This window comes from Streptomyces sp. NPDC087906, assembly GCF_055584925.1.
In genome coordinates, this window is the sequence record NZ_JBVJLC010000002.1 from 54,134 (window position 1) to 81,027 (window position 26,894).

Annotated in this window: 21 protein-coding genes and 1 pseudogene; 9 read left to right on the forward strand and 13 right to left on the reverse strand. The window is 71.9% G+C overall.

The features are described from left to right. Positions 1-205 precede the first annotated feature (205 nt). From asnB to ACZ63I_RS05545, 6 genes are all read left to right on the forward strand, one after another. Positions 206-2,092: an asparagine synthase (glutamine-hydrolyzing) gene (asnB, locus tag ACZ63I_RS05520; RefSeq protein WP_469335652.1), complete on the forward strand. Its 1,887-nt coding sequence runs from the start codon at positions 206-208 to the stop codon at positions 2,090-2,092. Further along, positions 2,089-2,856 carry an aspartate/glutamate racemase family protein gene (locus ACZ63I_RS05525; RefSeq protein WP_469335653.1) on the forward strand — a complete coding sequence of 256 codons (768 nt, stop codon included), beginning with the start codon at positions 2,089-2,091 and terminating at the stop codon, positions 2,854-2,856. Before asnB ends, ACZ63I_RS05525 begins: the two co-directional genes overlap by 4 nt. Beyond that, on the forward strand, positions 2,853-4,670 hold the full coding sequence (locus tag ACZ63I_RS05530) for a non-ribosomal peptide synthetase (protein WP_469335654.1): 1,818 nt from the start codon (positions 2,853-2,855) through the stop codon (positions 4,668-4,670). The genes ACZ63I_RS05525 and ACZ63I_RS05530 overlap by 4 nt, the downstream gene beginning before the upstream one ends. Beyond that, positions 4,667-7,486 (forward strand): amino acid adenylation domain-containing protein, encoded by a 2,820-nt coding sequence (locus ACZ63I_RS05535; protein WP_469335656.1) that lies wholly within the window; start codon positions 4,667-4,669, stop codon positions 7,484-7,486. The genes ACZ63I_RS05530 and ACZ63I_RS05535 overlap by 4 nt, the downstream gene beginning before the upstream one ends. Before the next feature lie 49 nt (positions 7,487-7,535). Next, positions 7,536-8,573, forward strand: a complete 1,038-nt coding sequence (locus ACZ63I_RS05540) for a TauD/TfdA family dioxygenase (RefSeq protein ID WP_469335658.1) — start codon at positions 7,536-7,538, stop codon at positions 8,571-8,573. A gap of 71 nt (positions 8,574-8,644) precedes the next feature. Beyond that, entirely contained in the window at positions 8,645-10,075 is a 1,431-nt protein-coding gene (locus ACZ63I_RS05545; protein WP_469337002.1) for an MFS transporter, read from the forward strand. Here the strand turns inward: ACZ63I_RS05545 and ACZ63I_RS05550 are convergent. After that, complete coding sequence (locus ACZ63I_RS05550; protein WP_469335660.1) at positions 10,027-11,274, reverse strand: helix-turn-helix domain-containing protein; 1,248 nt, start codon at positions 11,272-11,274, stop codon at positions 10,027-10,029. The two genes, ACZ63I_RS05545 and ACZ63I_RS05550, sit on opposite strands and share 49 nt — an antisense overlap. A 201-nt stretch (positions 11,275-11,475) precedes the next feature. Between ACZ63I_RS05550 and ACZ63I_RS05555 the strand changes: the two genes are divergently transcribed. Continuing rightward, positions 11,476-14,589, forward strand: coding sequence for an AfsR/SARP family transcriptional regulator (locus tag ACZ63I_RS05555; RefSeq protein ID WP_469335662.1), 3,114 nt, complete (start codon positions 11,476-11,478; stop codon positions 14,587-14,589). Here ACZ63I_RS05555 and ACZ63I_RS05560 read toward each other — a convergent pair. From ACZ63I_RS05560 to ACZ63I_RS05575, 4 genes are all read right to left on the reverse strand, one after another. Then, a complete protein-coding gene (locus ACZ63I_RS05560) occupies positions 14,567-14,749 on the reverse strand; it encodes a hypothetical protein (RefSeq protein WP_469335664.1) in 183 nt (60 codons plus the stop codon). The two genes, ACZ63I_RS05555 and ACZ63I_RS05560, sit on opposite strands and share 23 nt — an antisense overlap. Before the next feature lie 127 nt (positions 14,750-14,876). After that, positions 14,877-15,125 carry a hypothetical protein gene (locus ACZ63I_RS05565; protein ID WP_469335666.1) on the reverse strand — a complete coding sequence of 83 codons (249 nt, stop codon included), beginning with the start codon at positions 15,123-15,125 and terminating at the stop codon, positions 14,877-14,879. A gap of 386 nt (positions 15,126-15,511) precedes the next feature. Further along, positions 15,512-16,102 carry an SMI1/KNR4 family protein gene (locus ACZ63I_RS05570; protein WP_469335668.1) on the reverse strand — a complete coding sequence of 197 codons (591 nt, stop codon included), beginning with the start codon at positions 16,100-16,102 and terminating at the stop codon, positions 15,512-15,514. A 75-nt stretch (positions 16,103-16,177) separates the two neighbouring features. After that, the gene (locus ACZ63I_RS05575) at positions 16,178-17,461 is read right to left on the reverse strand and encodes a hypothetical protein (RefSeq protein WP_469335669.1); all 1,284 of its coding nucleotides are present in this window, start codon (positions 17,459-17,461) and stop codon (positions 16,178-16,180) included. A gap of 328 nt (positions 17,462-17,789) precedes the next feature. Here ACZ63I_RS05575 and ACZ63I_RS05580 point away from each other — a divergent pair, with 328 nt between their 5' ends. After that, positions 17,790-18,374 (forward strand): TetR/AcrR family transcriptional regulator, encoded by a 585-nt coding sequence (locus ACZ63I_RS05580; protein ID WP_469335670.1) that lies wholly within the window; start codon positions 17,790-17,792, stop codon positions 18,372-18,374. Between the two features lie 267 nt (positions 18,375-18,641). Here the strand turns inward: ACZ63I_RS05580 and ACZ63I_RS05585 are convergent. Together ACZ63I_RS05585 and ACZ63I_RS05590 are read right to left on the reverse strand one after the other, a co-directional pair. Next, positions 18,642-19,155 (reverse strand): annotated as a pseudogene (locus tag ACZ63I_RS05585) (FAD-dependent oxidoreductase); the annotation flags it as partial. A 1-nt stretch (position 19,156) separates the two neighbouring features. After that, positions 19,157-19,717, reverse strand: a complete 561-nt coding sequence (locus ACZ63I_RS05590; RefSeq protein WP_469335672.1) for a hypothetical protein — start codon at positions 19,715-19,717, stop codon at positions 19,157-19,159. 193 nt (positions 19,718-19,910) lie between these two features. Between ACZ63I_RS05590 and ACZ63I_RS05595 the strand changes: the two genes are divergently transcribed. Further along, positions 19,911-20,339, forward strand: a complete 429-nt coding sequence (locus ACZ63I_RS05595) for an organic hydroperoxide resistance protein (protein ID WP_469335674.1) — start codon at positions 19,911-19,913, stop codon at positions 20,337-20,339. A gap of 115 nt (positions 20,340-20,454) precedes the next feature. On the opposite strand, the gene ACZ63I_RS05600 is transcribed toward ACZ63I_RS05595, so the two are convergent. The 6 genes from ACZ63I_RS05600 to ACZ63I_RS05625 all read right to left on the reverse strand — a co-directional run bounded on the left by ACZ63I_RS05600 (position 20,455) and on the right by ACZ63I_RS05625 (position 26,789). Then, positions 20,455-20,871 carry a DUF6461 domain-containing protein gene (locus tag ACZ63I_RS05600; RefSeq protein ID WP_469335676.1) on the reverse strand — a complete coding sequence of 139 codons (417 nt, stop codon included), beginning with the start codon at positions 20,869-20,871 and terminating at the stop codon, positions 20,455-20,457. 626 nt (positions 20,872-21,497) lie between these two features. Further along, positions 21,498-22,805, reverse strand: coding sequence for an MFS transporter (locus tag ACZ63I_RS05605; RefSeq protein WP_469335678.1), 1,308 nt, complete (start codon positions 22,803-22,805; stop codon positions 21,498-21,500). 3 nt (positions 22,806-22,808) lie between these two features. Next, the gene (locus ACZ63I_RS05610) at positions 22,809-23,642 is read right to left on the reverse strand and encodes an ABC transporter ATP-binding protein (protein WP_469335680.1); all 834 of its coding nucleotides are present in this window, start codon (positions 23,640-23,642) and stop codon (positions 22,809-22,811) included. Then, positions 23,639-24,691 carry a FecCD family ABC transporter permease gene (locus ACZ63I_RS05615; protein WP_469335682.1) on the reverse strand — a complete coding sequence of 351 codons (1,053 nt, stop codon included), beginning with the start codon at positions 24,689-24,691 and terminating at the stop codon, positions 23,639-23,641. Before ACZ63I_RS05615 ends, ACZ63I_RS05610 begins: the two co-directional genes overlap by 4 nt. Then, positions 24,688-25,731, reverse strand: a complete 1,044-nt coding sequence (locus ACZ63I_RS05620; RefSeq protein WP_469335684.1) for a FecCD family ABC transporter permease — start codon at positions 25,729-25,731, stop codon at positions 24,688-24,690. The genes ACZ63I_RS05615 and ACZ63I_RS05620 overlap by 4 nt, the downstream gene beginning before the upstream one ends. After that, positions 25,728-26,789: an iron-siderophore ABC transporter substrate-binding protein gene (locus tag ACZ63I_RS05625; protein WP_469335685.1), complete on the reverse strand. Its 1,062-nt coding sequence runs from the start codon at positions 26,787-26,789 to the stop codon at positions 25,728-25,730. Before ACZ63I_RS05625 ends, ACZ63I_RS05620 begins: the two co-directional genes overlap by 4 nt. Positions 26,790-26,894 lie beyond the last annotated feature (105 nt).

A 26,894-nucleotide genomic window follows, 5' to 3' on the forward strand; every position in this document is an offset into this window, starting at 1 on the left:
CCGGCCGGGATTTTCCCCCCGCCGCAGGAACAACATCGGCCCACGACTTCCGTACAGGGCAAAGACTGCACTTTCGAACAGCCCTTTCTTCATTGACCTTTCGAGCCGGTCGCTCCTACGCTTGCCGCAGATCATTACCGACACGTGAAGAATGCCGAACGAATCAGCCGGCCGGAACACGGCAATTAAGGCGAGGACCTTTCACATGTGCGGAATAGCAGGTGTATTCGGGCTCGACGGAGCCTCCCCGCGCCCCGAGGATGTCGCCGCGATGGCGGCCGAGCTGGCCCACCGCGGCCCCGACTCCGGCGGATCGTTCGCGGACGGGCCCGTGGCCCTGGGTTTCCGGCGGCTCGCGCTGATCGACCTGGAGGGCGGCGGTCAGCCGCACGCCACCACGGACGGCTCGGTGGTCTCGGTGTGCAACGGTGAGATCTTCAACCACCGCGAGCTGCGCGACCGTTTGCAGCGCAAGGGCCACCGCTTCCGGTCCCACTCCGACACGGAGGTGCTGGTGCACCTCTACGAGGAGTACGGACCTGGCCTGACCGAGCACTTGGACGGGCAGTTCGCGTTCGCGCTCTACGACCGGCGCAATCGGCGGTTGCTGCTGTGCCGCGACCGCTGCGGGGTCATCCCGCTGTTCTACACCCGCGTCGGCGAGGAGCTGGTGTTCGCCTCGGAGGTCAAGAGCCTGCTGCGGCACCCGCGGGTACCGCGCGGGGTGGACCTGCGCGGCCTCGACCAAGTGCTGTCGCTGCCTGGTCTGGTCAGCCCGCGGACCATGTTCGAGGGCGTCGCTTCCGTCCGACCCGGCGAGCTGATCACCGCCGAACGCGGCGTACTCCGCAAGGAGTTGTACTGGGAACTCGACTACCCGCAGGCGGCCGATCTCGACGGCCCGTGGTCCGATGCCGACGCCGAACTCGACCACCACGCAGGACGCGTACGCGAACTGCTGGAGCAGTCGGTCGAATCGCGGCTGGTCTCGGACGTCCCGGTCGGCTTCTACCTCAGCGGGGGTCTCGACTCCAGTCTGATCGGCGGGCTGATGGCCGCGGCCCGCCCCGAGCACGCCTGGCCCAGCTATTCCGTCTCGTTCCCCGGCGGGTCGTACGACGAGGCGGAGCACCAGCGTCTTGTCGCGGAAAAGCTGGGCACCCGCCACCACGAGGTGCACCTGGACGAGCAGGCCGCTGTGGACGTCCTGCGCTCCATGGTCAGGCACGCCGAGTGCCCCGTACGCGAGTCCTACAACGTGTGTTCCTACCTGCTGTCGCGGCGGGCCCGCGCGAGCGGGACCCGGGCCGTCCTCAGCGGCGAGGGCGCCGACGAGCTGTTCGGCGGCTACCCCGGCTACCGCTTCGATGCGGGCGGCCCCGGCGGCACGCCCGGCCCTGCTGCCCAGCGCGACCTGCTGGAAGAGCAGTTGGAGGGTGAGGCCAACCGGCACATGTTCGGCCTGGATCTGCGCTACGAGCAGGATCAGGCCGCGGCGCTGGAGCGCCGCCGGCCGATCTACAGCCCCGACCTGGCGGCCGGCCTCGACACCTTCGCCGTGACCACCGAGCGCCTCGTCGACCCCGCTCGGCTGACCGGCCGCCACCCGCTGCACCAGCGCTCGTACCTGGACTTCCGGCTCCGCCTCTCGGACCATCTGCTCGGCGACCACGGCGACCGCATGGCCCTGGCCAACGCCGTCGAGATGCGCTTTCCCTTCCTCGCCCGGGACGTCGTGGAGTACGCCACCCGGATCCCGCCGTCGCTGATGGTGCGCGACGGGCAGGAGAAGGCGGTGCTGCACCGCGCCTCCGACGGTCTTGTGCCCCCCGAGGTGCTGCGCCGTCAGAAGTTCGGTTTCCGCGGGCACACCAGTACCGATCTGCTCGGCTCCGAATGGTTCGCCGAGCTGCTGTCCCCCGCGACGGTCCGCCGCCAGGGCTACTTCGACCCGGGCACGATCGCCTCCCTCGTCCAGCGCCAACGGTCGGGCGCCCACCAGGTCCACCCGCACCTGGACACCGACTACTTGATGGTCGCCGCCACATTCGCCCTCTTCGTGGAGGAGTTCGAACTGCCGTGCCTGGGATGACGCATCACGCGGACGCAGGGCCTCGCCTGCTGCCACGGACCGAGCCGCACGACCCCGAGGCGGGGGCCGGACTCCCGCTGATCGGTGTGGTCGGCGGGATGGGCCCGCTGGCCTCGGCCGAACTGCTCAGCACCATCTACCGGTTGGATCCACCCGCCGTCGAGCAGCGCGCCCCGCGCGTCCTGCTGTGGTCCGATCCGGCCGTGGACGACCGTACCGAGGCCATCAGCGCCGGCAGGCTGCGCGCGGTGGCGGACTCGCTGGAGCGCTCCGTCGGCCAACTGCTCGCGGCCGGCGCCTACCGGGTGGTCGTCGCCTGCGTCACCGCGCATCACGCCGTACGACTGCTGCCTGCGACGATGAAGTCCCGCTGTGTGTCCCTGGTCGATCTCGTCTTCGACGAGCTGGCGCTGCGCCCGGAGCGGCATCTGCTGCTGTGCACCGACGGCAGCCGCAGCAGCGGGGTCTTCACCGGGCACGAGCGCTGGGCGGAGCTGAGCGGGCGGGTGGTGCTGCCCGACGAGGCCGACCAGGCCCGGCTGCACCGGCGCCTCTACCAGCTCAAGCGCGACGGCGACGCGAGCAGCGCCGTCCGCTTCGTCGAGCGGGTGCTGCCTCGGTACGGGGTCACCTCGTTCATCGCGGGCTGTACGGAACTGCACCTGGTGACACGGGCGATCGAGGCGGCCGGACGGTCGGCGGTCCTGCCCAGCATCGACCCCATGGCCCTTGTGGCCCGACAGATCAGGGACGGAGTGCTATGACCGAGTCGACCATCCTGAGCACGTGGGCGCACCGGCTCGCCCGGCTCGGCCCCGCGTGCGCGATCGCCACGGCGGACCGTGAGATCAGCTACGCCGAGTTGGCCGGACGGGTCGCCGGCTACCAGGCACGGCTGGGCGGCCGGCGCGCCGAGGCGTCGCCGGTGCTCCTGATGTCCGCCGACCCCGCCGAGGTGATCGCCACCATGCTCGGATGCATGGCGGCCGGGCGGACGTTCGCCCCGATTTCGGCCGACACCCCCGCGGGCGTACTCGACGCGATACTCGACACCCTCCGCCCCGGCACCGCCGTGGCCGACGAGGAGTCCGCGGCCCGGCTCGCTGCGGCGGCGCCCGGGGGCGCACTTGAGATCCTGCGTCCGGACGAGGTGGCGTCAGGGCGGTGGTCGGCCGACGACTGGATCAACTCCGGTGTCGCCGACGGCGGTTACGTGTACTTCACTTCCGGTACGACCGGCCGTCCCAAGGGCATCCGCGGCAGCCTGCGCGCCGTACACCACTTCGTCGCCTGGGAGATCGCCGAGTTCGGTGCCACCACCGGCACCCGGGTCTCCCAGCTCACCTCGCCCGGCTTCGACGCCTTCCTGCGGGACGCCTTCGTGCCGCTGTGCGCGGGCGGCGTCGTCTGCGCCGCTCCCACCTCGCCGCCCTTGGTCGGCGACGGCCTGACCCGCTGGCTGGAGACCGCCCGCGTCGAGATCCTGCACTGCGTCCCGACGGTGTTCCGCACGCTCGGCTCCGCGCGGGTCGACCCGGACCGGCTGTCCGGGCTGCGGGCCGCCCTGCTGGCGGGCGAGCCCCTGCACGCCTCCGATGTGGCGTGGTGGCGCGGGCTGTTCGGCGACCGGGCCGACCTGGTGAACCTCTACGGTCCGTCCGAGACCACCATGACCAAGTTCTTCCGCCGCACCACCGAGGACGACGCGAGCGCCAGGCCCGTCCCGGTCGGGCGGCCGCTCCCCGGCGTGTCCTTCCGCGTCCTCGGCCGGCCCGAGCCCGGCTCGCCGGGGGCGGAGGGCGGCATCGGGGAGGTCGAGATCGAGGTCCCCTTCCCGCTGCCCGGCTATCTCGGCGGGGAACAGGGCGGCTTCGACCCCGGTGGCCACCGCTTCAAGACAGGCGACCTGGGCCGGATACGGCCGGACGGCGAACTGGAGGTCCTGGGGCGGCGCGACAGCCTGGTGAAGGTCAACGGCGTCCGCGTCGAACTCAACGAGGTCGAGGGCGTGCTGCGGCTCCACCAGGGGGTACGGGACGTCGCCGTCGCCGCCGTGGCGAACGGGCCCGGAACGGTGCTGGCCGCCTACCACGTCGGCACCGCGCAGGAGGCGGGGCTGCGGGCCCATGCCCAGCACTACCTGGCAGCCGCCGCCGTGCCCACGGTGTTCGTGCGGATGGCGGAGATCCCCAGGACCCTCAACGGCAAGGCGGACCGGCGCCGGCTGCCGCGACCGACGAGCGCCGCCGAGACCTCGCGCGGGAGCGAACCGCAGAACGACGTTGAGCGCGACATCGCCGCGATCTGGGCCGAGTTGCTGGGCCTGGCCTCGATCGGCCGCGACGACGACTTCGTCGTCCTCGGCGGCGACTCCCTGGCCACCGCCCGCCTGCTGGACCGCCTCCGTACCCGGCACGGGGTGGAGATCCCGCTGCGGGTGTTCCTGTCGGCGCCGACGGTCGCGGGGCTCGCCGCCACGGTCATGGCGGCGGGCTCGGCGGACCCGGGCGGCACGGCGGACCCGGGCGGCACGGCCGGGCACGTGCTCGCTGCCCGGGGCGCGGAGCACGGCCGGTGAGCGCCGCACCCGCGCGGGAAGGGCCGGGGGAAGAGCCGAGCGGCATGCCGGTCGTCACGGCCCGGCTGGCGGGCGCGCTGGACGTCGGCGCGCTGGAGGCGGCCCTCACCGAGGGCCCCCCGTCCTGCCGCCTCAGCCCGGCACTGCGGACCCTGGACCTCTCGCGGCTCGACGCAGGGCGGCAGCGGCGGGTCGCCGCCGATCTCGTGGCCGCACAGGGCGCAGGCGGAGCCGCCCATCTGCTCCGACTCGGCTACTCGTCATGGCAGTTGACACTTCCCGCCCACGCCGTCGGGCTCGTCGCCTGGAACCTGCCGAACGCTCTGGCCGCACTCGGCGCACGCTACGCGCGCCGGGTGGCAGGGGCCCCGGCGGCAACCCCGGGCTCCGACGGCGGGCGGACCGGGCCCCCGCACCTCACCGAGGCGTCGCCCGCCGACCTGGCCCACTGGACCCGGGCCGGAGCGGGCCTCCCCGACATCGCGGGCCTGCCGGCGGCAGCACAGCGATCGGACGGAGAAGGCGCAGGACCGCCGGGCACCGCGTACCTCGCCTCCGACGACGCGCCGACCCGGGCGGCAGACGCGCTGGGTACGACGCCCGAAGCCGTCCTGATCGCCACCTTCGCCGCCGTGCTCGGCCGCTACCTGCCGAGCGACGACCTGGTCGTCGGGGTGCCGGCCGACCCCCACTGCCCGCCCGGCAGGCCCGATCATCCTGCCCACCTCCCCCACACACTGCCGCTGGCCGTCCACCTCGGCACGGCCGAGGGCTCGTCCTTCGACCGGCTGGTGCGGCGCGTCGAGGACGCGCTGGCCGCGGCTCGGGCCCATCGGGCCGTCCCCGCGGCCGCGTTGACCGGCGTCCTGGGAGCGCCGCCCGAGGCCGTGTGCCACGCCCTGTTCGGCCACCGCGAGGATCCCGCGCCGCCCCGGCTCGACCTGCCCGGCGTCACCGCCACCCTCGTAACGGCTCCACCGGACTCCCGGCGCCGCCTGCCCGATCTCAGCGCCGACGGGCCGCGTACCGTCCTGTCCTGGCCGTCCGCCTGGCTGTCCTTCGCACCCGCCGACCGGTTCGCCGCGCACCTCACGACCGTCCTGCGCGCGGTCGCCGCCGACCCGTACGCCCCCCTCGACGGCATCGACCCGCCAGGTGTGCCGAGCGCACGCCCGGTCGCGTCCCGTCGCTCGGCCGACGACCCGGGGATCGTCGGTATCCATCAACTCGTGCGCCGCCATGCCGAGCGCAGTCCCGACGCCGTCGCCGTCCGGCACGAGGAACACGACACCACCTACCGGGAACTCGCGGAGTGGAGCGACCGCATCGCCCACCGGTTGCGCGGAGCCGGTGCGGGCCCCGGCCGGTTCGTCGCGCTCCGGCTGCCCGCCGGGGCCGTCCAGGCCGCGGCGCTGATCGCGGTCGCCCGCACGGGCGCGGCGTTCGTGTGCCTCAACCCGGCCGACCCGGCGGACCGCATCGCGGCGATCACGGCCGACGCGCGTCCGGTGTGTCTGCTGACCGCCCCGGAGCCGGGGGGCGGCGCCCGCGAACCGGGCGGCCTGGTCGGCCCGTTGGCCGGGCTGCCGGTCGTGTCCGCCGCCCCGGGCCCACTGGTTCCGCCAGGGACCGATGTTCCTCCCGGTGACATCGCCGTCCGTCCCGACACCCCCCTGTGCCTGGTCCACACGTCCGGCTCGACCGGCGTCCCGAAGGGCATCGCCCTTCCGCACGCCTCGTTCAGCCAGTTCGCCGCCTGGCAGCGGCAGACGTTCGCGATCGGGCCGGGCAGCCGAATCGCCCAGTGGGCACCCTTCACCTACGACGCGGCGTACACCGAGGTGTTCGCCGCGCTGTCCACCGGAGCCACGCTGTGCGTGCCTCCCGAGGGCGCACGGCGCGATCCGCGCGCCGTGCTGCGGTGGCTGCGCCGTGAGCGCGTCACCCAGCTCCAGACGGTGCCGGCTTTCCTCCGGCTGATGCTGGAGGCCATCGCCGACGAGAAGGACGAAGGGCCGGCCGGGTCACCGCACCCTGCCACCGCCACAGCCGCTACCGCTGCCACTGCCACTGCCACTGCCACTGCCCTTGAGCATGTCCTGCTCGCAGGCGAGGCCCTCCCGCCCGATCTGGTCGACCAGTGGCACCGCTGCTGGCCGGACCCGCCCCGGCTGCACAACCTCTACGGGCCCACCGAGTGCATCCTCGCCACCCACCGGCCGCTCGCGCCCGGCGAGGAGTTCCCGGCCACGGTCCCGATCGGGCGCCCCATCGACGGGCGGGACGTCCTCGTACTCGACCGGCACCTGCGCCCCTGCCCGGTCGGCGTGACGGGCGAGATCCATCTGCGCAGCGACTTCCTCGCCGGGGGCTACCACCGCAGGCCCCGTGAGACGGCCCTCGGCTACCTGCCCGACCCGTGGCGGCCCGGCGGCACGCTCTACCGGACCGGGGATCTCGGCCATCTGCTGCCCGACGGCGAACTGGCCTTCGCCGGTCGGAGGGACAACCAGGTCAAGGTGCGCGGCAACCGGGTCGAGCTGGAGGAGGTCGAGGCCGTACTGGAGAAGTGTCCCGACGTCCGCGAGGCCGCGGTGGCCGCGCACGCGTTCGGGGCGGGCGAGCGGCGACTGGTCGGCTACGCGGCGGTCGCGGGCTCCGCGACGCCGTCGGACCTCCGCCGCCACCTGGCATCCCGGCTGCCCGCCGCGGCCGTCCCCGACCTCATCGTCCTGATCGACGAACTGCCGCGTACGCGTACCGGCAAGCGCGACCGAGCGCGACTCCCCCGCCCGGCGGCCTGGCCGGCCGGCTGAGGCAGGGCCGCACCGCCGCGGCCCCCACCACCACTCCCGGAGGTATCCCATGCCGTTGCCCGCCCACCCGAGCGCCGCCCCGGTCAGGGACGCCGCCCCGGAACTCGACCTCAGCGTCGAGCCGGGACGCCCGCCGATCGTCACCGCCCGGCCCGGTTCCCGTTCCCCCGCCGCCTGGGTCGCGCTCCACCGCGGCGCCCTGGACGCGGCCGTCCTGCGGCACGGCTGCGTGCTCGTGCGCGGCCTGGCCGTACGCGACACCGACGAGGCCGCCGCCGTCAGCAGCGCCCTGATCGAGGAGCTGACGGGCGATCACGAGCCCTTCGCGCCACGCCGGGCGCTGGGCGCCGGCCTGCTGTCACCGAACGAGTGGCCCTCCGAGCAGCCGATGTGCATGCACCACGAGCTGAGCTACGCGCCTTCCTTCCCGAGCCGGCTCGTCCACTGCTGCCTTGAGGCGCCCGACGAGGGAGGCGCCACCGCCCTCGCCGACGGCGCCGCCGTGCTCCGTGCGCTGCCCGCGCAGGTGCGCTCACGGGCCGAGGCCGGCGGCTGGGAGCTGACCCGCAACCACAACGGCCTGGTCGGCATGGGCTGGCGGGACACCTTCGGGACGGACGACCGCGCGGCCGTGGAGCGGCACTGCGCGGCCCATGGCATCGACTGGCGGTGGGAGGGCGCCGACGGCCTGACGACAACACGGCGCTCGGCCGCGGTGCTGCGCCATCCCGTCACCGGTGTACCGGTGTGGTTCAACCAACTGGCCTTCCTCAACGAGTGGACGATGGACCCCGGTGTGCGCTCCTTCCTGGTCGAGGAGTTCGGCGAGGACGGGCTGCCGTACAACACCCGCTTCGGGGACGGCGGGCCGCTGGACCGGGCGACCGTCGACCTGATCAACGAGGTCTACGCGGCACACACCGTGCGGGAGCCCTGGCGCGCGGGCGACGTGCTGGTGGTGGACAACCTCCGTACCGCGCACAGCCGTGAGCCCTTCCGCGGCCCGCGTACCCTCACCGTCGCACTCGGCAACCCCGTCGAGCGCCTGACGAACGGGAGCGAGCTGTGCCGGCCGCGGGCAGTGTGAGCGCGCGGCCGGAGCAGGCCCCGGCGCCGGCCGTGCGGAGCTGGCGGCCGATCGTCGGCGTGTGGGCGGCGATGGCCGTCGCCAATACCGGGACCCGGATCTCGGCCGTCGCCCTTCCGTGGTTCGTGCTGGTGACCACCGGGAGTGCCGCGCTGACGGGCCTGGTCTCGTTCTGCGAGCTGGCGCCCTACGTGGCGGTCAAGGCGCTGTCCGGGCCGGTCGTCGACAGGATCGGCCCCCGGCGGCTCTCGCTGGGTACGGACGTGGTCAGCGCGCTGTCGGCGGGGAGCCTTGCCGCCCTGCACGCGGCCGGGATGCTGCACTTCGGCCTGCTGCTGGGACTGGTCGCGGTGATCGGCGCGGCGCGCGGCCCCGGGGACCTGGCCAAGGATGTGATGATCCCCGAGGCGGCCGAGCGGTCCGGGCTGGCGATGGAGCGGGCGACCGGGGTGGGCGGTGTCATCGAGAACGGCGCGATGACGGTCGGGCCAGGGCTGGGCGGGGCGCTGATCGCGGTGGCGGGCCCGATGACCGGGATCGTCGTCACCGCCTGCGCGTTCGCCCTGGGTTCGCTGCTCATCGCGGTGCTGGCGCCGCGCCGGCGCGTCAGGGAGGCTGCCGAGCAGGAGGCGCGAGGGCCTGAGCGGGCGGGCTACTGGCGGAGCATGGCGGAGGGTTTCCGGTGGCTGCGCGGCGAGCCGCTGGTGCTCTCCATGCTCGTCGTCATCGGGTTCACCAACCTGCTGAGCGCGGGCTGGACCAGTGTGCTCGTCCCGGTCTGGGCCCGCTCGGGCCACGGCGGTCCTGCGGCGATCGGCGTGCTGAGCACGGTCCTGGGCGCGTCCGCCGTCTGCGGCAGCCTCGTCGCGACCGCGGTCGCCCAACGCCTGCCGCGCCGGCTGGTGTTCATTGTGGGCTTCGTGATCGCGGGCGCGCCGCGGTTCATCGTGCTCGCCACAGGGGCGCCCTTGTGGGTGGCGGCCCCTGTGGTGGCGATCGGCGGGTTCGGGGCCGGGTTCCTCAACCCGATCACGAGCGCGGTCATCTTCGAACGGATCCCCCGCGAGCTGCTGGGCCGGGTGGTGGCCACGGGTGACTCACTCGCGTGGGCCGGCATCCCGGCCGGCGCGGCCCTCGCGGGCGTGCTGGTCGGCTCGGTGGGGCTGGTGCCGGTGCTGCTCGGCGGGGGCATCCTGGCATTCGCCGCGACCATGCTGCCGGTCCTGCGACCCGAGTGGAAGGAGATGGACAGGGAGCGTTCTGATGCGGACAGAGCTGGTCGTGGTCCCGACAGGGAAGGTCACGATCCAGGTAAAGAAGGTCATGGTCCGGACGGAGTAGGCCGTGGTCCCGACAGGGAAGGCCGTGGTCCGGACGGGGAAGGTCGCGGTCCGGACGGGGAAGGTCGCGGTCCGAACCGGGAAGGTCGCGGTCCGAACCGGGAAGCGGAGGGTCAGGGGGTGGCGACGGCCTCCGACTCGTCGAGCAGCGCTCGTACATGACTGAGCATCCGGTACCGGTAGCGGCTGCCCCGGTCCACCCGCAGCAGCGAGGTCTCGGCCAGGTCCGCCAGCAACCCGAAGTCCTCCAGTTCGGTGATCCTCCCCGGGGCCGCCTCCTCCCCGCCCGCCACGGGGCCGGCGTCAGCAGCGCGGGCCAGCCGCACGAGCAGGCGTTCGTGCCGCTCCCCCAGCAGGTCGAGGCTCCACCGGAGGCTGGCCTCGGGGCTGCGCTGGTGCGGCAGGACGCGCGGGTCGTCCGAGCCGAGCAGTCGAAGCGTCCGACCACCCGTCAGCAGCAGGTCCAGCGGAACGATCCGCAGCCTGCGCGCGGCGAACTCGATGAGCCGCGGCAGGCCGTCCAGCAGGGAGACCAGGGCGTCGAGCCGCTCTCCCTTCCCCGAGAGGTCCAGGTCCTGGCATTCGCTGCCGACCCGGCTGACCAGCAGCTTCACCGCCGCGTCCGGGGCGAGCGGCGCCACTTCGTGCAGGGTGGTGCCGGCCAGGTCGGGCGGCCGGCGGGCCGTCACCAGTACGTGTGCCTCGGGAAAGCGCGCCAGCAGCCGGTCGACCAGCCGGGCGGTCGTCCTTCGCAGGTGCTCGGCATTGTCGAGGACGAGCACCAGCCGCTGTCGGCTGCCCGCGACGAACTGCGGCCCGAGCACCTCGGCGACGGCCTCGTCGGCCCGCTCCAGTGCCGCGTCGACACCCGTGCTCCGCTCCTGGGGAATCCGTCCCAGTTCGACGACGGCCACTCCCTCGCCGAGCCGTCCGCCGGCCTCCTCGGCGGCGGCGAGCGCCATCCGGGACTTGCCCGCACCGCCCGCGCCGGTGACCACGACGACCTGCTGCTCCAGGAGCAGCCGGCTCAGGAGTGCCACCTGGGTGTCCCGCCCGACCAGGGACGAGCGCGGAGGGCGGCCGCCCCGCCATGCCGCCGGCTCGTCACCGAGCACTTTCAGCCACTCTGCGGCCATTCCGACCGGCGTGCCCAGCTCCTCCACGGCGGCTGACCGCAACTTCTCCTTCAGCCTCGGGTCCAGCACGTCCAGCAGCATGTCCACCGAGCTGCGGCGCGGACGCCGGATCACCCCGCGTTCGAAGTTGCGGATGGTTCTGACGCTGATCCCGGAGGAATCGGAGAGCTCCTCCTGTGTCAGACCGCTCCGGAGCCGCAGGCCCAACAGCAGATTTTCCTTCATGTCGTTCACCCTCGGGGCACGGAGCACACCGCGGCGAAGCGGCGCTCACTCGGATGGGGAGTCGCCGCATTCTTCGACGGCTCATTCCTGATCCGCTCCCGTCGGGGTACCGCTGAGCGGTGTACCGCTGACCAGTAACCGCGTCTATGCTTCGGGCGGAGCAAGCGGGCCTCGTACTCGTGCGCTGGAGGGAGAGTGCTCGTGAGCACACGTGGCGGCACGCCCGAAGGCGCACTCGCGGGCCCGGAGTCCGCGCCGGCACTGTGCTTCCGCATCCTCGGCCCGCTGGAGGGCTGGGCCGGCGAGCGTCGGCTCGATCTCGGCGGCCCCATCCCGAGGCGCATCCTGGCCGTGCTCCTGCTGGAACCGGGGCGGCTGCTGACGGTGGATCGGCTGGTGGACGCCGCCTGGCCGGAGGACCCTCCGGCTACCGCCTCGCACCAGGTCCGCAAGGCCATCAGCGAGCTGCGCCGTCGTATCCCCGACGGAACGCGCGTACTGATCACCGACGGCCCCGGGTACGCGATCGCCAGGGAAACGCCGCTGGACGCGGCCGAGTTCACCGCCAAGGTCCGCGAAGGCGAAGCGCTCGCCCGGCGCGGCAGCAACGAGGAAGCAGCGGACCTGCTCGGCGCCGCGATCGCGCTGCGCCGCGGCCCGGTGCTCTCCGGGATCGGCGACGGCGTCATCGAGTCCGTCGCACGGGCGATGGAAGAGCATCATCTCTCGGTCGTGGAACGGTACTTCGACTTACGGCTGGCCTCCGGGCGGTCCGCCGAACTCATCGGCGAGCTGCGGGAGTACACCGGTCGGCATCCGCTCCGGGAGAAGCTGTGCGGCCTGCTGATGCAGGCGCTGTTCCACTCGGGCAGACGGGCCGAGGCGCTCACCGAGTACGAGCGGCTGCGCAGGGCGCTGGCCGCGGAACTCGGCGTGGATCCCGACCCGCACGTGGTCAAGCTGTACGAGGAGATCCTGGTCGAGCGTACGGATGTCGACCCGGTGGAGGCCCCCGCCCACAGCAACGCGCAGGCGGAGCAACGGGCGTTGGCGGAGTCCGAGCCCGCGGTGACCGTCGTGCCCCGTACGCTCCCGTTCGACCTCGTCGACTTCGTCGGCAGGGCCAAGGAACTGCGCCAGTTGCTTGAGACCGCACGCCAGGACGCCCTGTGCTCCCGTGTCATCGCCATCGACGGGATGGGCGGCACCGGCAAGACATCGCTCGCGGTGCACGCCGCCCACCAACTCGCCGACGAGTACCCGGGCGGCCAGTTGTATCTGAACCTGCGGGGCTTCTCGCGGGACGAGCGGCCGGTCACGCTCAGCACCGCGCTGGAGATCCTGTTGCGCTCCTTCGGTGTCGCCCAGGATCGCATCCCCGATCATGTGGTCGACAAGGAACTCTTGTGGCGCGCGGTCCTGGCCCGGCGCCGTGTCCTGCTGCTTCTCGACAACGTTGGCAACGACACCGCGCTTGTGAGCAGGCTGCTGCCCACCACCCCGGGCTGTCTGGTGCTGGTCACCAGCCGTGCGCGCCTGGTCGAACTCGACGGCGCGGAGTGGATCTCCATCGACGTGCTTGAGCCCGGGGAGAGCATGCAGTTCGTCGCCCGGCTGCTCGGTCCGGAGCGGGTAGGGGCGGAGCCGGAGGCCAGTCGGGAACTGACCCAACTGTGCGACCACATGCCGCTGGCGCTCCGCATCGCGACGGCTCGGCTGAGCAACCGGCGTACTTGGGCGCTGAGTTATCTGGTCGAGCGGCTCCGCGACGAGAACCGCAAGCTCAGCGAGCTCAGCTCCGGACGCCGCGGGGTGGCTCCCACCCTGCGGCTGTCCTACCAGGTGCTGCCCGAGGACTGCCGCCGTACCTTCCGCACCCTGTCGCTGCACCCCGGTCCCGATTTCGACGCGTACTCGGCAGCGGCCGTGCTGGCTCAGGGCGAGCAGGCGACCGAGGACCAACTGGAGCACCTGCTCGACGCGCACCTCCTGCAGCAGCCGGAGGCCGGCCGGTACACCTACCACGACCTGGTGCGCAGCTACGCCCGCAGTCTGTGCGAGGACGTGGCCGCCGAGGAGCGGGACGCCACGTCGAAGCGGCTGCTGGACTACTTCCTGGCCGCCACCGAGGCTGCCTGCGACATCCTGTACCCGGGCCGCAGCCACCGGCCGACGGGGCTCGATCTGCCGCCCGTACAGCTCGGAGCACTGGTGCGGGCGGACGGTGCGAAGACGTGGTTCGCCAGGGAGCACACCGCCCTGGCCAACGTGGTCCACTACGCCGCCTCCGTCGGACAGTACCGGCATGCCGTGTGCCTGAGCCGGAACCTCGCCTTCTACCTCAACTCACTCGGCGCGCTCGACGAGTTCGAGGAATTCACCCGGATCGCGGTGCAGTGCGCGCGGAAGCTGGACGACACGCGGCTGCTCAGTGTGAGCCTGGCCAACCTCGGTGTCGCGTGCTGGAAACTGGGCCGCTTCGCCGAAGGCATCGAGGCGGCCACGTCGGGTCTGGATCTCGCCGTGGAGGTCGGCGACCGGCACACCGAGGCGCACGCCCAGGGCACGTTGGGCCTGTGCAAGAGCCTACTGGGACGGTTCCCCGAAGCGCTCGACCACCTTCAGCAGGCGGAAGCCCTGGAACAGCACCTCGACAGCCCCCGTGCCCAGGCGGACACACTGACCGCGCTCAGCACGCTCTACGAGCAGTGGGGCCGCTACGGGGAAGCGGCCGAGGCGGGGCAGCGTGCCGTCTCGCTGCTCGACGGGCTGGGCCGGCACGAGAGTGCGCTGTCGATCCAGACGGATCTGGCTCTCGCCCGGATCGGCCTGCGCGACCTCGACGGAGCGGAGGAGTGCCTGGCGCAGGCGCGCGGCCTGTGCGAGGACAGCAACGAACCCGGCCTGATGGCCCTGGCCATGGCCCTGTCGGCCGAGATCGGCTACTGCTCGGGGGATCCCGCGTGGGCGGACCGTCTGACCGAGCAGGCCCAGGAGCAGGTGGAGCAGTGCAGGTCGCCGCTGCGCCAGGCCAAGGCGCGGAACATCCTGGGCCGCCTGTTCCACAGCCGTGGCCGGCACGAGGAGGCGATGCGCCAGCACAGCGAGGCCTACCAGGCGGCCACCTCCGTCAGCTTCCGCACGGAGGAGGCGTACGCACTCGCCGGCATGGCCGCGGCGGCGGGTGCGCTCGGCGACGACGACACCGCCGGTGCGCACCGCGCCGCCGCCGAGAAGGTGTTCGCACGCTTAGGGGTGCCGGCGGAGCGCCGTCGGCGGCCACCTGAACCGGTCAGTCCGACTCCACTCCCGTGATGGGGTCGCCGGTGGGTACTTTGTCGTCCGCCCGCAGTTGGGTATAGCCGCCGGCACTGCCGTCAGGCCCGTACGAGGCGATTCCACCGAGCGCCACGACGGCCACGAGGACGAGGAGTACGGCGAGGCGATCGAGGAGGGTGACCGGGGTGCGCTGCATGGTGGACTCCTGAAATGTGGGGGGTCGTTCTTTCGACGCCGCCTACGTTTCCCGAGCCCATTCCTGATCCGGTACCGTGGCAATCCCGATGGTCAAGAGGTTGCCTCGAAGCCAACGAATTCGCAGGTCAGCGCCGTCCGATATGACAGCCGAGAATGCTTGCCCCCGTCTCGGAGAGCATCACCTCGGTCAGCGCCGGGCCTGATTCGTGCCCCCGCAGATCGAGGTTCGCGCGTACGGCGGTGTGAATCTCCGCCCGCTCCGCTTCACTGAGCTGGACGCCCTCAGCCCTGCCGGATTCGTCTTCGCCGTCCATCTCCCGGATCCGGACGACCTCATGCATACCGTCGGTCGTCGCCGTCTCCACTGCGAACATGCCATTCCTCCTCTTGTCGAGCGACGGCGCATCGTCGTGCCCGAAACCGGGGGCCGCGCGCAAACGCCGGCGGGCGCGGCGCCACCGGGCCTGCCCGCGGAGCGCCGTACGGAGCGCCCGTTCCCCCGACGAGTTCCGCCCCGCGGCACAACAGCCGTCCGGTGCGGGCGCGTACCGACCCCGGTTCGCCGTCGTCCTTCACCGCCGACGATTCTCGGCCCCCGCGGGCGCGAGCACCAGGAAATCCGTCGGCAAAATGCCGGACGCCACCCGGCAATTCCGCCGCGCGGCAGCGCGGGTGAAACCCACCGGATCCCCGTCGGGACCGCGACGGTGGGTCCGACTCCGACCGCCGCTGACACCACGGAGCACAGCGCGAAAACGCCCTAGGCATCCGCGAACCAGGAGCGGCCCTGGGCCCAGTGGGTCACCCACCCCGCGAAACCGGGCGTGCCCGGCATCAGGGAGGTGCCCGGCCCGGTGCCGAAGGGCACCGCGCCGTTCTCGTCGATCAGCCAGACGTGACCGCGCTGCGGGCCGGTGACGATGAGGTGCCAGTACATGCCGCAGCCGTCGGTGCCCAGCAGCAGTGAGCCGTGGCCGAACACGGAGTCCACCCGGTCTTCGAACTCCCGCTCAGACAGGGCCGCTTCGTCGCCCTCCGCCGCCCACAGCCATGCCGCCGTGAGCGGAAACGGCTCGGCGAGCAGGCGCTCGGGACGGTGAGAGCCCCAGTCCGAGGGCGTTTGCGCGAGGGGCAGCAGACCGTAGTAGGGCGGTCCGGCGCGCAGCCCGTCGCAGATCTCCGCCACGCATGTGCGGTACGGCTCCGGGAGCACGATGCCGTGTTCCGTCTCGAAGGACCGCACCGCCTCCGAGCCGACCGGCGGCACCGCCTCGGGACGCGAAGCGAAGATCTCGCGGAGGGCGGCCAACTCGGCCGGGTCACAGGCTTCTGTGTTCATGCCGCTCATCATGCAAGATCGCAAGCCCAGTTCAGAGCCGACGAGTTCGTCGTCCGCTGGGACTGCCAAGAGGTCCGGTTGGAGTACTCAGTTGGCCTCCCCCAGGCAGCTCAGGGCCTGGCGGAAGTCATCGAGGGCGGGTCTGAACTCACCTGCGACGGTGTGGAAGGTCGATCGGTCGATCAGGATCCTGGCCAGGGTTCGCGTTCCCTCTGCCGGGTTGTGCTCGGACAGTCGGCGGGCCAGGACCACGCCGTCGTCGAACAGGGAGCGCACTCGCTCCGTGAAGGGATGGGTGCGGTTCTGCCAGTAGACGGCGGAGCGGATGGTCAGGACGCGGTGCAGGCGGACCAGTTCGGCCAGGTGGTGGTTCGGATCCTCGGTTGCTCGCGGAGCAAGCGCGTCCACCTCTTCGCGGAGGCCAGGAACGCTGTCGAAGTAGCGTCGCTTGGCGTCGGGCGACCACTGCATGGGCGCCGTACCCGAAGGCGGAAGCGGGGCGTCGGGCGCGGGGCGATCGCTTTCGGCGCCGGAGAAGGTCAGCAGCACCGCCCAAAACGACGTCTCGTAGTTACTCCCGAATATCCGCTCACCGGTATCGGCCCACTCCGTCAGCAAGGCGAGTGCTTCCTGCCGCACGAACGCCGCCTGCTCGCCTCGGCCGTGGGTGTCGAGCATCTGCGCGTACCCGACGAGCGAGTAGAGGCGGCAGGGCATCGTGCCGCGGTCGTTCGTGGCTTCGGCCGCTTCCATGCTGACGAGGGTCCCGAACGCCGCGAGTGCTTCGCCGGACCGGCCCGCGTCGTGGAGGGCGGCGATCCAGTCCAGGAGTGACCAGGCGCGAGCCCCGCTGTCGGGCCCACCGGGCAGGATCGCCGCGGCCAACTCGGTCATGGCATCCGCGGCCTCGGTGTACCGGCCTTCCACGGAGAGTCCGGCAGCCCACTCATGCAGCCCTTTGACCACGGGCTCTCCGGACAGTTCGGCTTGTGCACGGCCGATGGCGAGCATCTCGGCACGCATCGCGAGGCCTTCGGCGCGTCGCCCCAGGCTGTACAGCTCTCTCTGGCACGTGTTGAGGGCCTCGTACAGAACATCCGCCCGAGCAGGTTCGGCCGGATCGATGGACCGTGCCACGGCCACCGCCTCCTCGCGCAGCGCGAGAGAGGCCGGATGATTCTTGCCGGCGCCGGTGTCGTAGCTCAGACGTTGCAGCGCCTTGGCCAGGCGCGGCAGGTACGCGGCGGGGCTGACCTGGGCAAGCAGCCGGTAGGCGTCGACTTCCTCACGCGGCGTGCGGCGTCCCGACGCGAGGAGCACATTCCGCGCTCGCATGATGTCGTCCTGATCAACATTCCCCGAGTGATTCATGACGGAGATTCTGGGTGCCCCGGCCGGGGCCCAACAAGGCTGTTCACCTGTGCCGTTCGTCCTACGAAAACACCCCCTGACCTGTCATGATGGGGGTGATATCACTTCCGGCGATGTGCCGGTGCCCGGCTGTCGGAAGTTGCGTCCCGTCCACCTCAAGGCTCACCACTCGGGCGGTCGCCGAGCCCGGACCTGCCGGCCTCATGGCGCCCAGGGCCATCCGTGACACCGTTCTGCCACCGAGCATGACACCGCCGGACATCCGCACGAGTCCACCTTTCCCCGCTGCCGAGACCGAACGTTCTACCGTTTGTTACGCTTATGGGCTATGAGTCGGAGTACAGCGAGCGGCAGCACCTCGGAGGCACGGACGCGGCTGCTCACCACGGCCACCCAGATCTTCTACGCGGAGGGCATCCACTCCGTCGGCGTCGACCGGATCGTCGTGGAAGCACAGGTGACCCGAGCCACGCTGTACCGGCATTTCGCCGGGAAGGACGAGCTCGTCCTCGGCTACCTCGGTCTGGCCGACCAGGGCATCCGGGACCAGGTCGCCGCCGCGCGGGCGAGCAGCCCGTCGGCGCCCGACCAGGTACGGGCCGTCGCGGCGTCCATCGCCGAAGGCATCCGGTCCGACGGATTCCGCGGCTGCGCCTTCCTCAACGCCGCGGCCGAATACCCCGACCCCGGTCACCCGATCCACCAGGCTGTCCTGGCCCACCGGCAGTGGTTCCTGGAGACCGTCACGGAGCTGCTGACAGCAACACACCCCACGACCGCCGAGCCCGCGGGCCGACACCTCGTCATGCTCCGGGACGGCGCCATGGCGGCCGGCTGCCTCTTCGACCCGGAACTGATCTCCGAAACCTTCCTCGACGGCGTCGAGGGAATCCTGAAGACACGCACCGCCTGACCACCCCGGACGACGGCGCCCGTCGCGGGTCCTCAGACCGGTCCGGTCAGGGACGTCCTCGTCACGAGCCGGTCGAGCTTCTCGCCGGGGCTTCCGACGCCGATCGACGCTGTCGACCGCCGGGAGCAGACTCGCCATCGCGGCGGCGAGGTCGGCCGGCCCGCTGCCCCTGAGGGCTCCGCCCATCCGCAACACGGCGGTACGCAAAGCCTGTTCGCCCTGGACCGCGGCCCCGAACAGAACGGCGTTCTGTACGCCCATGCCCGCGAGCGTGATGTGCACCGTACGGTCACCGTCGCGCTTGACGGATCCGGCCTCCGCGCCGAGCAGTACGGAGACGCCGGCGTCCCGCAGTGACGCGGTGACCCGTTCACCGGCGAACGGTTCCGCCATCGGCAGGACGCCGTCACGGGCCAGCATCGTCACCGACGACCCCAGCGCGGCGAACGCCGTCGCCATCTCCGAGGCCAGCACGCCGCCGACGCCTGCCCGTCGTCCTTCCAGTCCGAGGCAAAGGAGTCGCGGCGGCGCAGCACGGCCGCGACGTCCAGGTCTCCGGTCACCGCCTCACGCGCCCCGGTGCCTGGCGGGCCGCCCGAAGCGCGGCCGTACTCCGCAGGAGCGCTTTGGTCGGCACGCAGGCCCAGTAGGAGCACTCACCACCGACCAGCTCCCGCTCGACCATCGCGGCGGTCAGCCCGCCCCGCACCACCCGGTCGGCGACGTTCTCCCCGACCGGTCCGGCGCCGATCACGACGACGTCGTACGGGTTGGCCTCCACGTCAGTTCCCCTTGGCAGTGCGGCCCAGGCGCAAGGCCGAGATGAGGAAGAAGATGGCGCCAGGAACGGCGTAGCCGACGGCGCTGGTCAGGCTCGGCTTGTCCGCGCCTGCCGAGGCGACGAACGACCCACCGGCCAGGACCGAGATGCCACCGCTGAGGATCATCGGCCACTGGCCACCCATCTTGCGGCGCGGGACAGCCACGATGAGTTGGACGAGTCCCGCCACGATCGCCCAGGCCCCCCACACGCGCAGCACCGCCGGAATGCCGGACGCACAGGCGATGCCCACGCCGACTGCCGTGACGAGACTGACCGCGACGTTCAGATAGAGCAGCTTCGCCGATCCCGTGGCGCGGGAAACCTTCGCGTCGTAAACGGCCGCACCCACGTCGAACAGCGGATACAGCACGAGCAACGTGACCACGACCGGATTCAGCTCCGAGGCCATCGGCACCATCACGAGGGCCCAGACGATGGCGAACGCGAACCGGACGAAGTACAGCCGCCGCAGAGCGGAGGCGGTCCCGGCGACGCCGGACGGAGCAGCAAGGGTGGTCATGGTGAACCTTTCGGTTGGTGGACGGCCCGAGAGAACGAACGTTCTGTCGCATCAGCTTGGCAAGGGGCGCGGTCACTTGTCAAGAGAGAACGTTCTACCTTGACAGCGGACGGCTCGAAGGTGAGACTGCAAACAGATAGACCGTTCTCCCTCTCGTGGCGAGCGGTCTTCAGGTGACGCGGAAAGGATGAAGATGACCAAAGAGATCTACACGGGCATTGCCACCTCCACCGGCGACGGCAGGGCAGGGGGTCATGTCCGGACCAACGACGGGCTGCTCGACATGGCGCTGGCGATCCCGAAGGAAATGGGTGGCCCCGGCGGGGCAACCAACCCCGAGCAACTGTTCGCGGCCGGCTGGGCCGCGTGTTTCCATTCGGCGCTCAAGGCGGTGGCGGCGCAGCAGAAGACTCCGATCGCCGACTCGGCGGTCATCGTGGAGGTGGGGGTGCGCCCCACGCCGGAGGGCGGATTCGCGCTGAGCGCCGCGCTGCATGTCGAACTGTCCGGCGTGGAGCAGGCGGTGGCGGACCAACTGCTCAAGGCAGCCCACGCGATGTGTCCGTACTCCAACGCGACGCGCGGCAACATTCCGGTTGCCCTCGACGCCACCGTGGTGTGACGCCGCAGGGCCGGGACGACGTGTGGACGTCCGCCCCGGCCCTACGGTCCGCACGGCCCGCGTACAACGCTGCCGCATCAGCAAGCCCCGGGTGCCGGCGGCTCGTTGTCGGTGATCACGACAGCGCGTTTGCGGGCTGTTCGGGGACCAGTCCCAACTCGTAGGTCTCGTCCCGGAGGAGGGTTTCGGTGACGCGTACGCCGGGGGCGTTCTCGTCGTGCGCTCCCTCGGCGGTCAGAGGGAAGCCGACTTCCCGCAGCAGGGGGACCAGTTCATCGGGGGCGTCGCCGTCACGCGACGAGACGCCCTCGAACGTCGTACGGAGCTGACCGTCCTCGAACCAGTGGAAGAGCTGGATGGGCTTGCCGCCGTTGGTCGAGTGAGCCACGACCCGGCCGCCCTTCGACAACGTCTGCGCGCACGGCGCCGCGATCCCGAGGCCGCCGTCGAAGCCGAGGACGAGTGTCCAGTCGCCGTTCTCGCCCGGAGCGCTGAAGGCGCCATCCGGCGAGGACGTCGGCTCGGTGGCCATGAGCGTTTCCAGATCTGGGCCGAGGCCCGGTGGTCGGCATGGAACATGCCGCCGGGGACCACGGAGCCCAACCCGAAGGGACGCCTCCAGCGAAAGCAGCCGGCCCCGAAGGGAGCACAACCAACGGCCACTCCCCCACTATGCGCCTACCTGGGGGGCGTTGGAGGGGAGCGGGGGCGGGTGGAGGTGCCCAGGGGCCTCCTCGAAGACGGCCGGGTCTTCGATTCCGGCGGACGGGGTGTCCTGGAGGTGCCGCGGGTCAGTTCTGGCCGGAGAAGCAGAACCGGCTCATGTCGACGACGGCCTTGGTGGGTTGGGCTCCCAGGCCCTCGCGGGCGGCGTTGGGGGTGCGGTACGGCACTTCTCCGAGAGGCGATTCGGCAGGTCCTGCCGGCAGAGCACGGGGCGGCCCGACTTCACCTTGCTGACGACACGCCCAGCCCGGTCCCCGTTCCGCGAGTCCTGCGCGAAACCCTCCACCTCTCCTTGGACCAGGCACGCGTGTTGGGACACACACCGGCTGAATACCGAGCACCCGCGCGGACGCCGGTAACGTGCCCGCGCGCGTAGGGCGCGTTCACCGCCGTGAGCCCCGGCAGACCCGCCCAGCCGACGCTGAACTCCCCCTACACCGACGGGAGTACTGTCGTGCCCCCTCCTTCGGCGGCTTCCGCCGCTTCGGCGGCGTGGCGGCGAGCGTCCTCGTCCGTGTGGGCGTCGTAGCTGAGGAGCCTGGGCAGGACGGTGGCGAGCACTCCTACCGTCGCGACGCAGGCGAGGCCGCCGGTCCAGATCGCCGGGCGGGCGCCCGTCCAGCCTGCCATCGCTCCGGCGCGGACCTGTCCGAGCTGGGGGCCGACGCTGTAGGAGAGGACCTCTATGCCGGCGAGCCGGCCGCGGAGCCGGTCGGGGATGGTCTGGTTCCAGATGGTCGAGCGGCCCAGCCCGCTCAGCATGTCCCCCGCTCCGGCCAGGGCGAGGCACACCAGCACCAGCCAGATGTTGGCCGTCCAGCCGGCCGCCGCCATGGCCAGGCCCCAGCCCGCCGCGCCGAAGACGACCAGCAGCCCGTGGCGCCGGGTGCGGGACACCCAGCCGCTGGTCAGGCTGACGAGGAGGGAGCCGGCGGAGCCCGCCGCGTACATCAGGCCGAGGGACCAGTCGGCGTCGAGTTCGTCGGCGAGGAAGGGGAAAATCGTGTTGGGGAACGCGAGGAGCATCGCCGCCAGGTCGATGGCGTACGTGCCGAGCAGTACGGGCCTGGACCAGGCGTACCGGGCCCCTTCGACGATGCCGCGCAAGGACGGTTTCGCCGCGTGCTCGACGGGTGGCACGGCCGAGAGGCGACGGCACATCAGGACCGACACGGCGAAGCCGGCCACGGTGGCGGCGTAGGCGGGGACGTTGCCCGCGTACGCCACGACCAGTCCCGCCGCCGCCGGTCCGCCGATGGCGCCGATCTGCCAGCGCAGGGCGTTCAGCGCTGCCGCCGCGGCGAGTTGGTCGTGCGGGACGATCCGGGCCAGGAGCGAGTCCATGGCGGGACGTTGGAGTCCGGCGAGCGCGGCCACGCCCGCCGCGACCACGTACAGCGGCCACAGCAGGGGTTGCGGCAGCGTCGCGTTGACCAGCAGGACGACCGCGAGCAGTCCCAGTCCCGTCTCGGTGAGCACGATGACCTTGCGCCGGTCGACCGCGTCGGCGAGAGCGCCGCCGTACAGTCCGAAAACCACCAGCGGTACGAGTTCCACGGCGCCCATCGCGCCCACGGCCAGCGGTGAGCCGGTCAGGTCCTTGATCTGGAGCGGCAGCGCGATCAGCGCCATCACGCTGCCCAGGTAGGTGATCAGGCCCTGCACCCACAGGAGGCGGAAGTCCCGTGAGGTGCGCCAGGGCGCGAGGTCCGGCAGCAGGGCGGCGAGTCTCGACGTCATGGGTCAGCGGGCCTCGTCGACAGTCTCGCGGCGGTCGGCCGTCGAGTGGTGGCGTCCGATCGGCAGGACGAGGGGCTTGCCGGAGAGCGGGTCCTCGATGACGCGGCTGCCCATGCCGTACAGGGCCTGGACGGTGTCCTCGGTCATCACCTCCTCGGGGGTCCCGGCGGCGTGCAGCCCTCCGGACGCCAGGGCGATGAGGCGGTCGGCGTAGCGGGCAGCGAGGTTGAGGTCGTGCAGGACCATGACGATGGTGGTGCCGCGGGTCCGGTTCAGGTCGGTCAGCAGGTCGAGGACCTCGATCTGGTGGCTGATGTCGAGGAACGTGGTGGGCTCGTCGAGCAGCAGCAGATCGGTCTGCTGGGCGAGGGCCATGGCGATCCACACGCGCTGGCGCTGACCGCCGGAGAGTTCGTCGACCGCCCGGTCCACGAGTTCAGCCGTGTGGGTGGCCTCCAGCGCGGCCGCCACCGCCTCGTCGTCCCGCGCCGTCCAGCGGGAGAACGCGCGCTGGTGGGGGTGGCGGCCCCGGCCGACCAGGTCCAGGACCGTGATGCCCTCGGGGGTGACCGGCGACTGCGGCAGCAGGCCCAGGGTCCTGGCGAGTTCCTTGGCGGGGGTCCGGTGGACCTCCCTGCCGTCGAGGACGACCCGCCCGGTACGGGGGCTGAGCAGCCGGGACATCGAGCGCAGCAGGGTCGACTTGCCGCAGGCGTTGGCGCCGACGATCACCGTGATCCGGCCCGCCGCGAGGGTGAGGTCCAGTCCCTCGATGACGGCGCGGTCGCCGTAGCCGAGGGTGAGGTTCTCGGTGGAGAGGGTGTGGGACGCGGTCACAGTGAGCCTCCGGCCCGGTTGGTGCGGACGATCAGGTAGACGAGGTAGGGGGCGCCGAGGACGCCGGTGACGACGCCGACGGGATAGCGGACGTCGAAGGCGTACTGGCCGGTGAAGTCGGCGACCAGGACGAGCAGGGAGCCGACCAGGCCCGCCGGGACCAGCAGGGATCCGCCACCGCCGACCAGCCGGGCGGCGATCGGGCCGGAGAGGAAGGCGACGAAGGCAACGGGTCCTGCCGCGGCGGTGGCGAACGCGATGAGCCCGACGGCCACGACGATCACGGTGACGCGGGTGCGTTCCACGCGGACGCCGAGCGCGGACGCGGTGTCGTCGCCGAGGCTCAGCGCGCCCAGGTTGCGGGCCTGGGAGAGCAGTACCGGAGTGAGTACGAGCACGGCGAGGACGCAGGGCACGGTCTCCTGCCAGGTGGTCCCGTTGAGGCTGCCCGTGAGCCAGCGCATCGCCTCCTGGAGATCCCATTCGGCGGCCTGCGACAGGACGTACGAGGTGACGCTGTCGAGGAGGGCGGAGATGCCGATGCCGATCAGGATGAGCCGGGTGCCGACGACCCCGTCGCGGAAGGCGAGCGTGTAGACGAGCAGCGCCACCCCGAGCGCCGCGGCTATCGCGAGGACCGAGACCTCGGACCCGCCCAGCGAGAGGACCACGATGGCGACGGCAGCCGCCGCACTCGCGCCCGCGCTGATACCGATGATGTCCGGGCTGGCGAGCGGGTTGCGCAGCATCGTCTGGAAGGTGACTCCGGCGATCCCGAAGCTGAACCCGGCCGTCAGGGCCAGCACCGCGCGCGGCAGGCGCAGCGTGCCGACCGTGAAGGAGGCGCCCGGCACCTGCTCCCCCGTGATCACGCGCAGCACGTCGCGCGCCGGATAGAAGGTGTGCCCGGCCATCAGCGTCGTGGCGAAGGCGGCGACGACGAGGATCAGCAGGACGAGGACGGTCAGCCGCCTCCGGCGGGCGCGGCGCACCCGGGTGCGGGTGACGGTCCGCACCGCGGGCGGGCCGGGGTGGACGGGGGCAGTCACAGGGATCTGACCTTCTGTCGGCGGACGATGTGGATGAAGAAGGGGGCGCCGACCAGCGCGGTCACGATCCCCACGTCGATCTCGGAAGGCCGTGCCACGACCCGGCCCACCACGTCCGCGACCGTCAGCAGGACGGCGCCGCTCAGCGCGGCGAACGGCAGCAGCCAGCGGTGGTCCGTACCGGCCAGCAGCCGGCAGGCGTGCGGGACGACGAGTCCGACGAACCCGATCGGTCCCGCGACGGCGGTGGAGGCCCCGCACAGGACGACGGCGCCGAGTGCGGCGGTGGCCCGGACCAGGGCGACACGCTCACCGAGCCCGGCGGCCAGATCGTCGCCCAGGGCCAGCGAGTTGAGGGCGCGGGCGGACGCCAGGCAGAGCACGAACCCTACGGCGAGGAACGGCACGACGCTGCCGAGCTGCGTGTACGAGGCCCCGCCGACGCCGCCGATCTGCCACAGCCGGAAGGTGTCGGCGATGTCGTTGCGCGGCAGTACGACGGCGCTGACCAGGGAGGCGAGCGCCGCCGAGATGGCGGCGCCGGCCAAGGCCAGCTTCAGCGGGGTGGCGCCGCCGCGTCCCAATGAGCCGACGCCGTAGACGAACGCGGCGGTCAGGCCCGCGCCGAGCATCGCCACCCAGATGTAGCCGGCCTCCGAGGCGAGGCCGAAGGAGGCGATGGCGGTGACCACGGCGAGGGAGGCGCCCATGTTGACGCCGAGGATGCCGGGGTCGGCCAGCGGGTTGCGGGTCACCCCCTGCATGACCGCACCGGCGAGGCCGAGGGCGGCGCCCACGACGACGGCGAGGAGGGTGCGCGGGATGCGTTTGGCGACCGCGGCCTGCTCCAGGGTGTGGTCCGCGCCGCCGAGCGCCGACCATACGTCGGACCAGGCGACGTCGCGGGAGCCGAAGGCGAGGGACGCGGTCATGGCGGCGAGCAGCACCCCGGCGACCACGAGGAGCCAGCCGACCCGCACGCGCGCCGGACGCCGTACCGGGACGGCGTCCGGCGCGTGCGGGGCATCGGTGGCTCTCACGCGCCCTTGTCCGCGGCCTTGTCCGCGGCCTTGGCGAGCGCTGCCACGTAGTCGTCCAGGACGTACGGGATGGAGAGCGGCGTCGGGTTCGCGGCAGTGGCCAGCGGGGTGCTGCCGGGCAGCAGGTAGAGGGAGTCCCGCTGGACCGCGGCCAGCTTCGAGGTGAGCGGGTCCTTCTTGAGGGCCGCCAGCAGTTCGCCCTTGTCGTCGCCGTAGCCGGTGATGATGTCGACGTCGTTGAAGTCGTCGATGCGCTCGGCGCTCTTGGTGAGCACGAACTTCTTCGTCGACCCGGACGGCCCGGAGACGCTGGCCGGGATCTTCATGCCGAGGTCGGTGAAGAACTGCGTGCGGGTGTCGTGGGTCGTGTAGTAGCCGACCTCGCTGACGTCCTTGGACGACACGTGGGTCATGAACATCGCCGACTTCCCCTTGATCTGGGGGTACTTGGCGACGGTCTTGGCGATCCGGCCCTCCAGGTCGCCGATCAGCTCGTCGCCTTCGTCGGACAGTCCGATGGCCTCGCTGTTCAGCCGGATGATGTCGCGCCACGGGGTGGCCCAGGCGGCCTCGGGGTAGGCGACCACGGGGGCGATCTGGCTGAGCGTCTCGTAGTCCTGCTTCGTCAGCCCGGAGTACGAGGCGAGGATGACGTCCGGCTCGGTGTCGGCGACGGCCTCGAAGTCGATGCCGTCGGTCTCGTCGAACAGGACCGGTGTCTTGGCGTCGAGTTCCTTGAGCCGGGCCTCGGTCCAGGGCAGCACCCCGTTCCCGTCGTCGTCGCCGAAGTTGGCCTTGGCCATGCCGACGGGGACGACGCCGAGGGCCAGCGGGACTTCGTCGTTGGCCCAGTTGACGGTGGCGACGCGCTGGGGCTTCGCGGGTATGACGGTGGTCCCGAGCGCGTGCTTGATCGTCACGGGGAACTGGCTGGAGGTCTTGGCGCCGGTCTCCGCAGGGCCGTTGTCGTCCGAGTCGCCGGACTGGCCGCCGCAGGCGGTGAGGCCGAGCAGGAGGGTCGCCGCGAGGGCGAACGCGCGAAGGCGAGGGGTTCTCATGGCCCGTGGTCCACTTTCATTCAGGGTGCTGGGCGGGCTCACACACGAGGAACCCGCGGGACGCGGGTCGTGGAGCAGGGCACCACACCCACACCAGAAACTTAG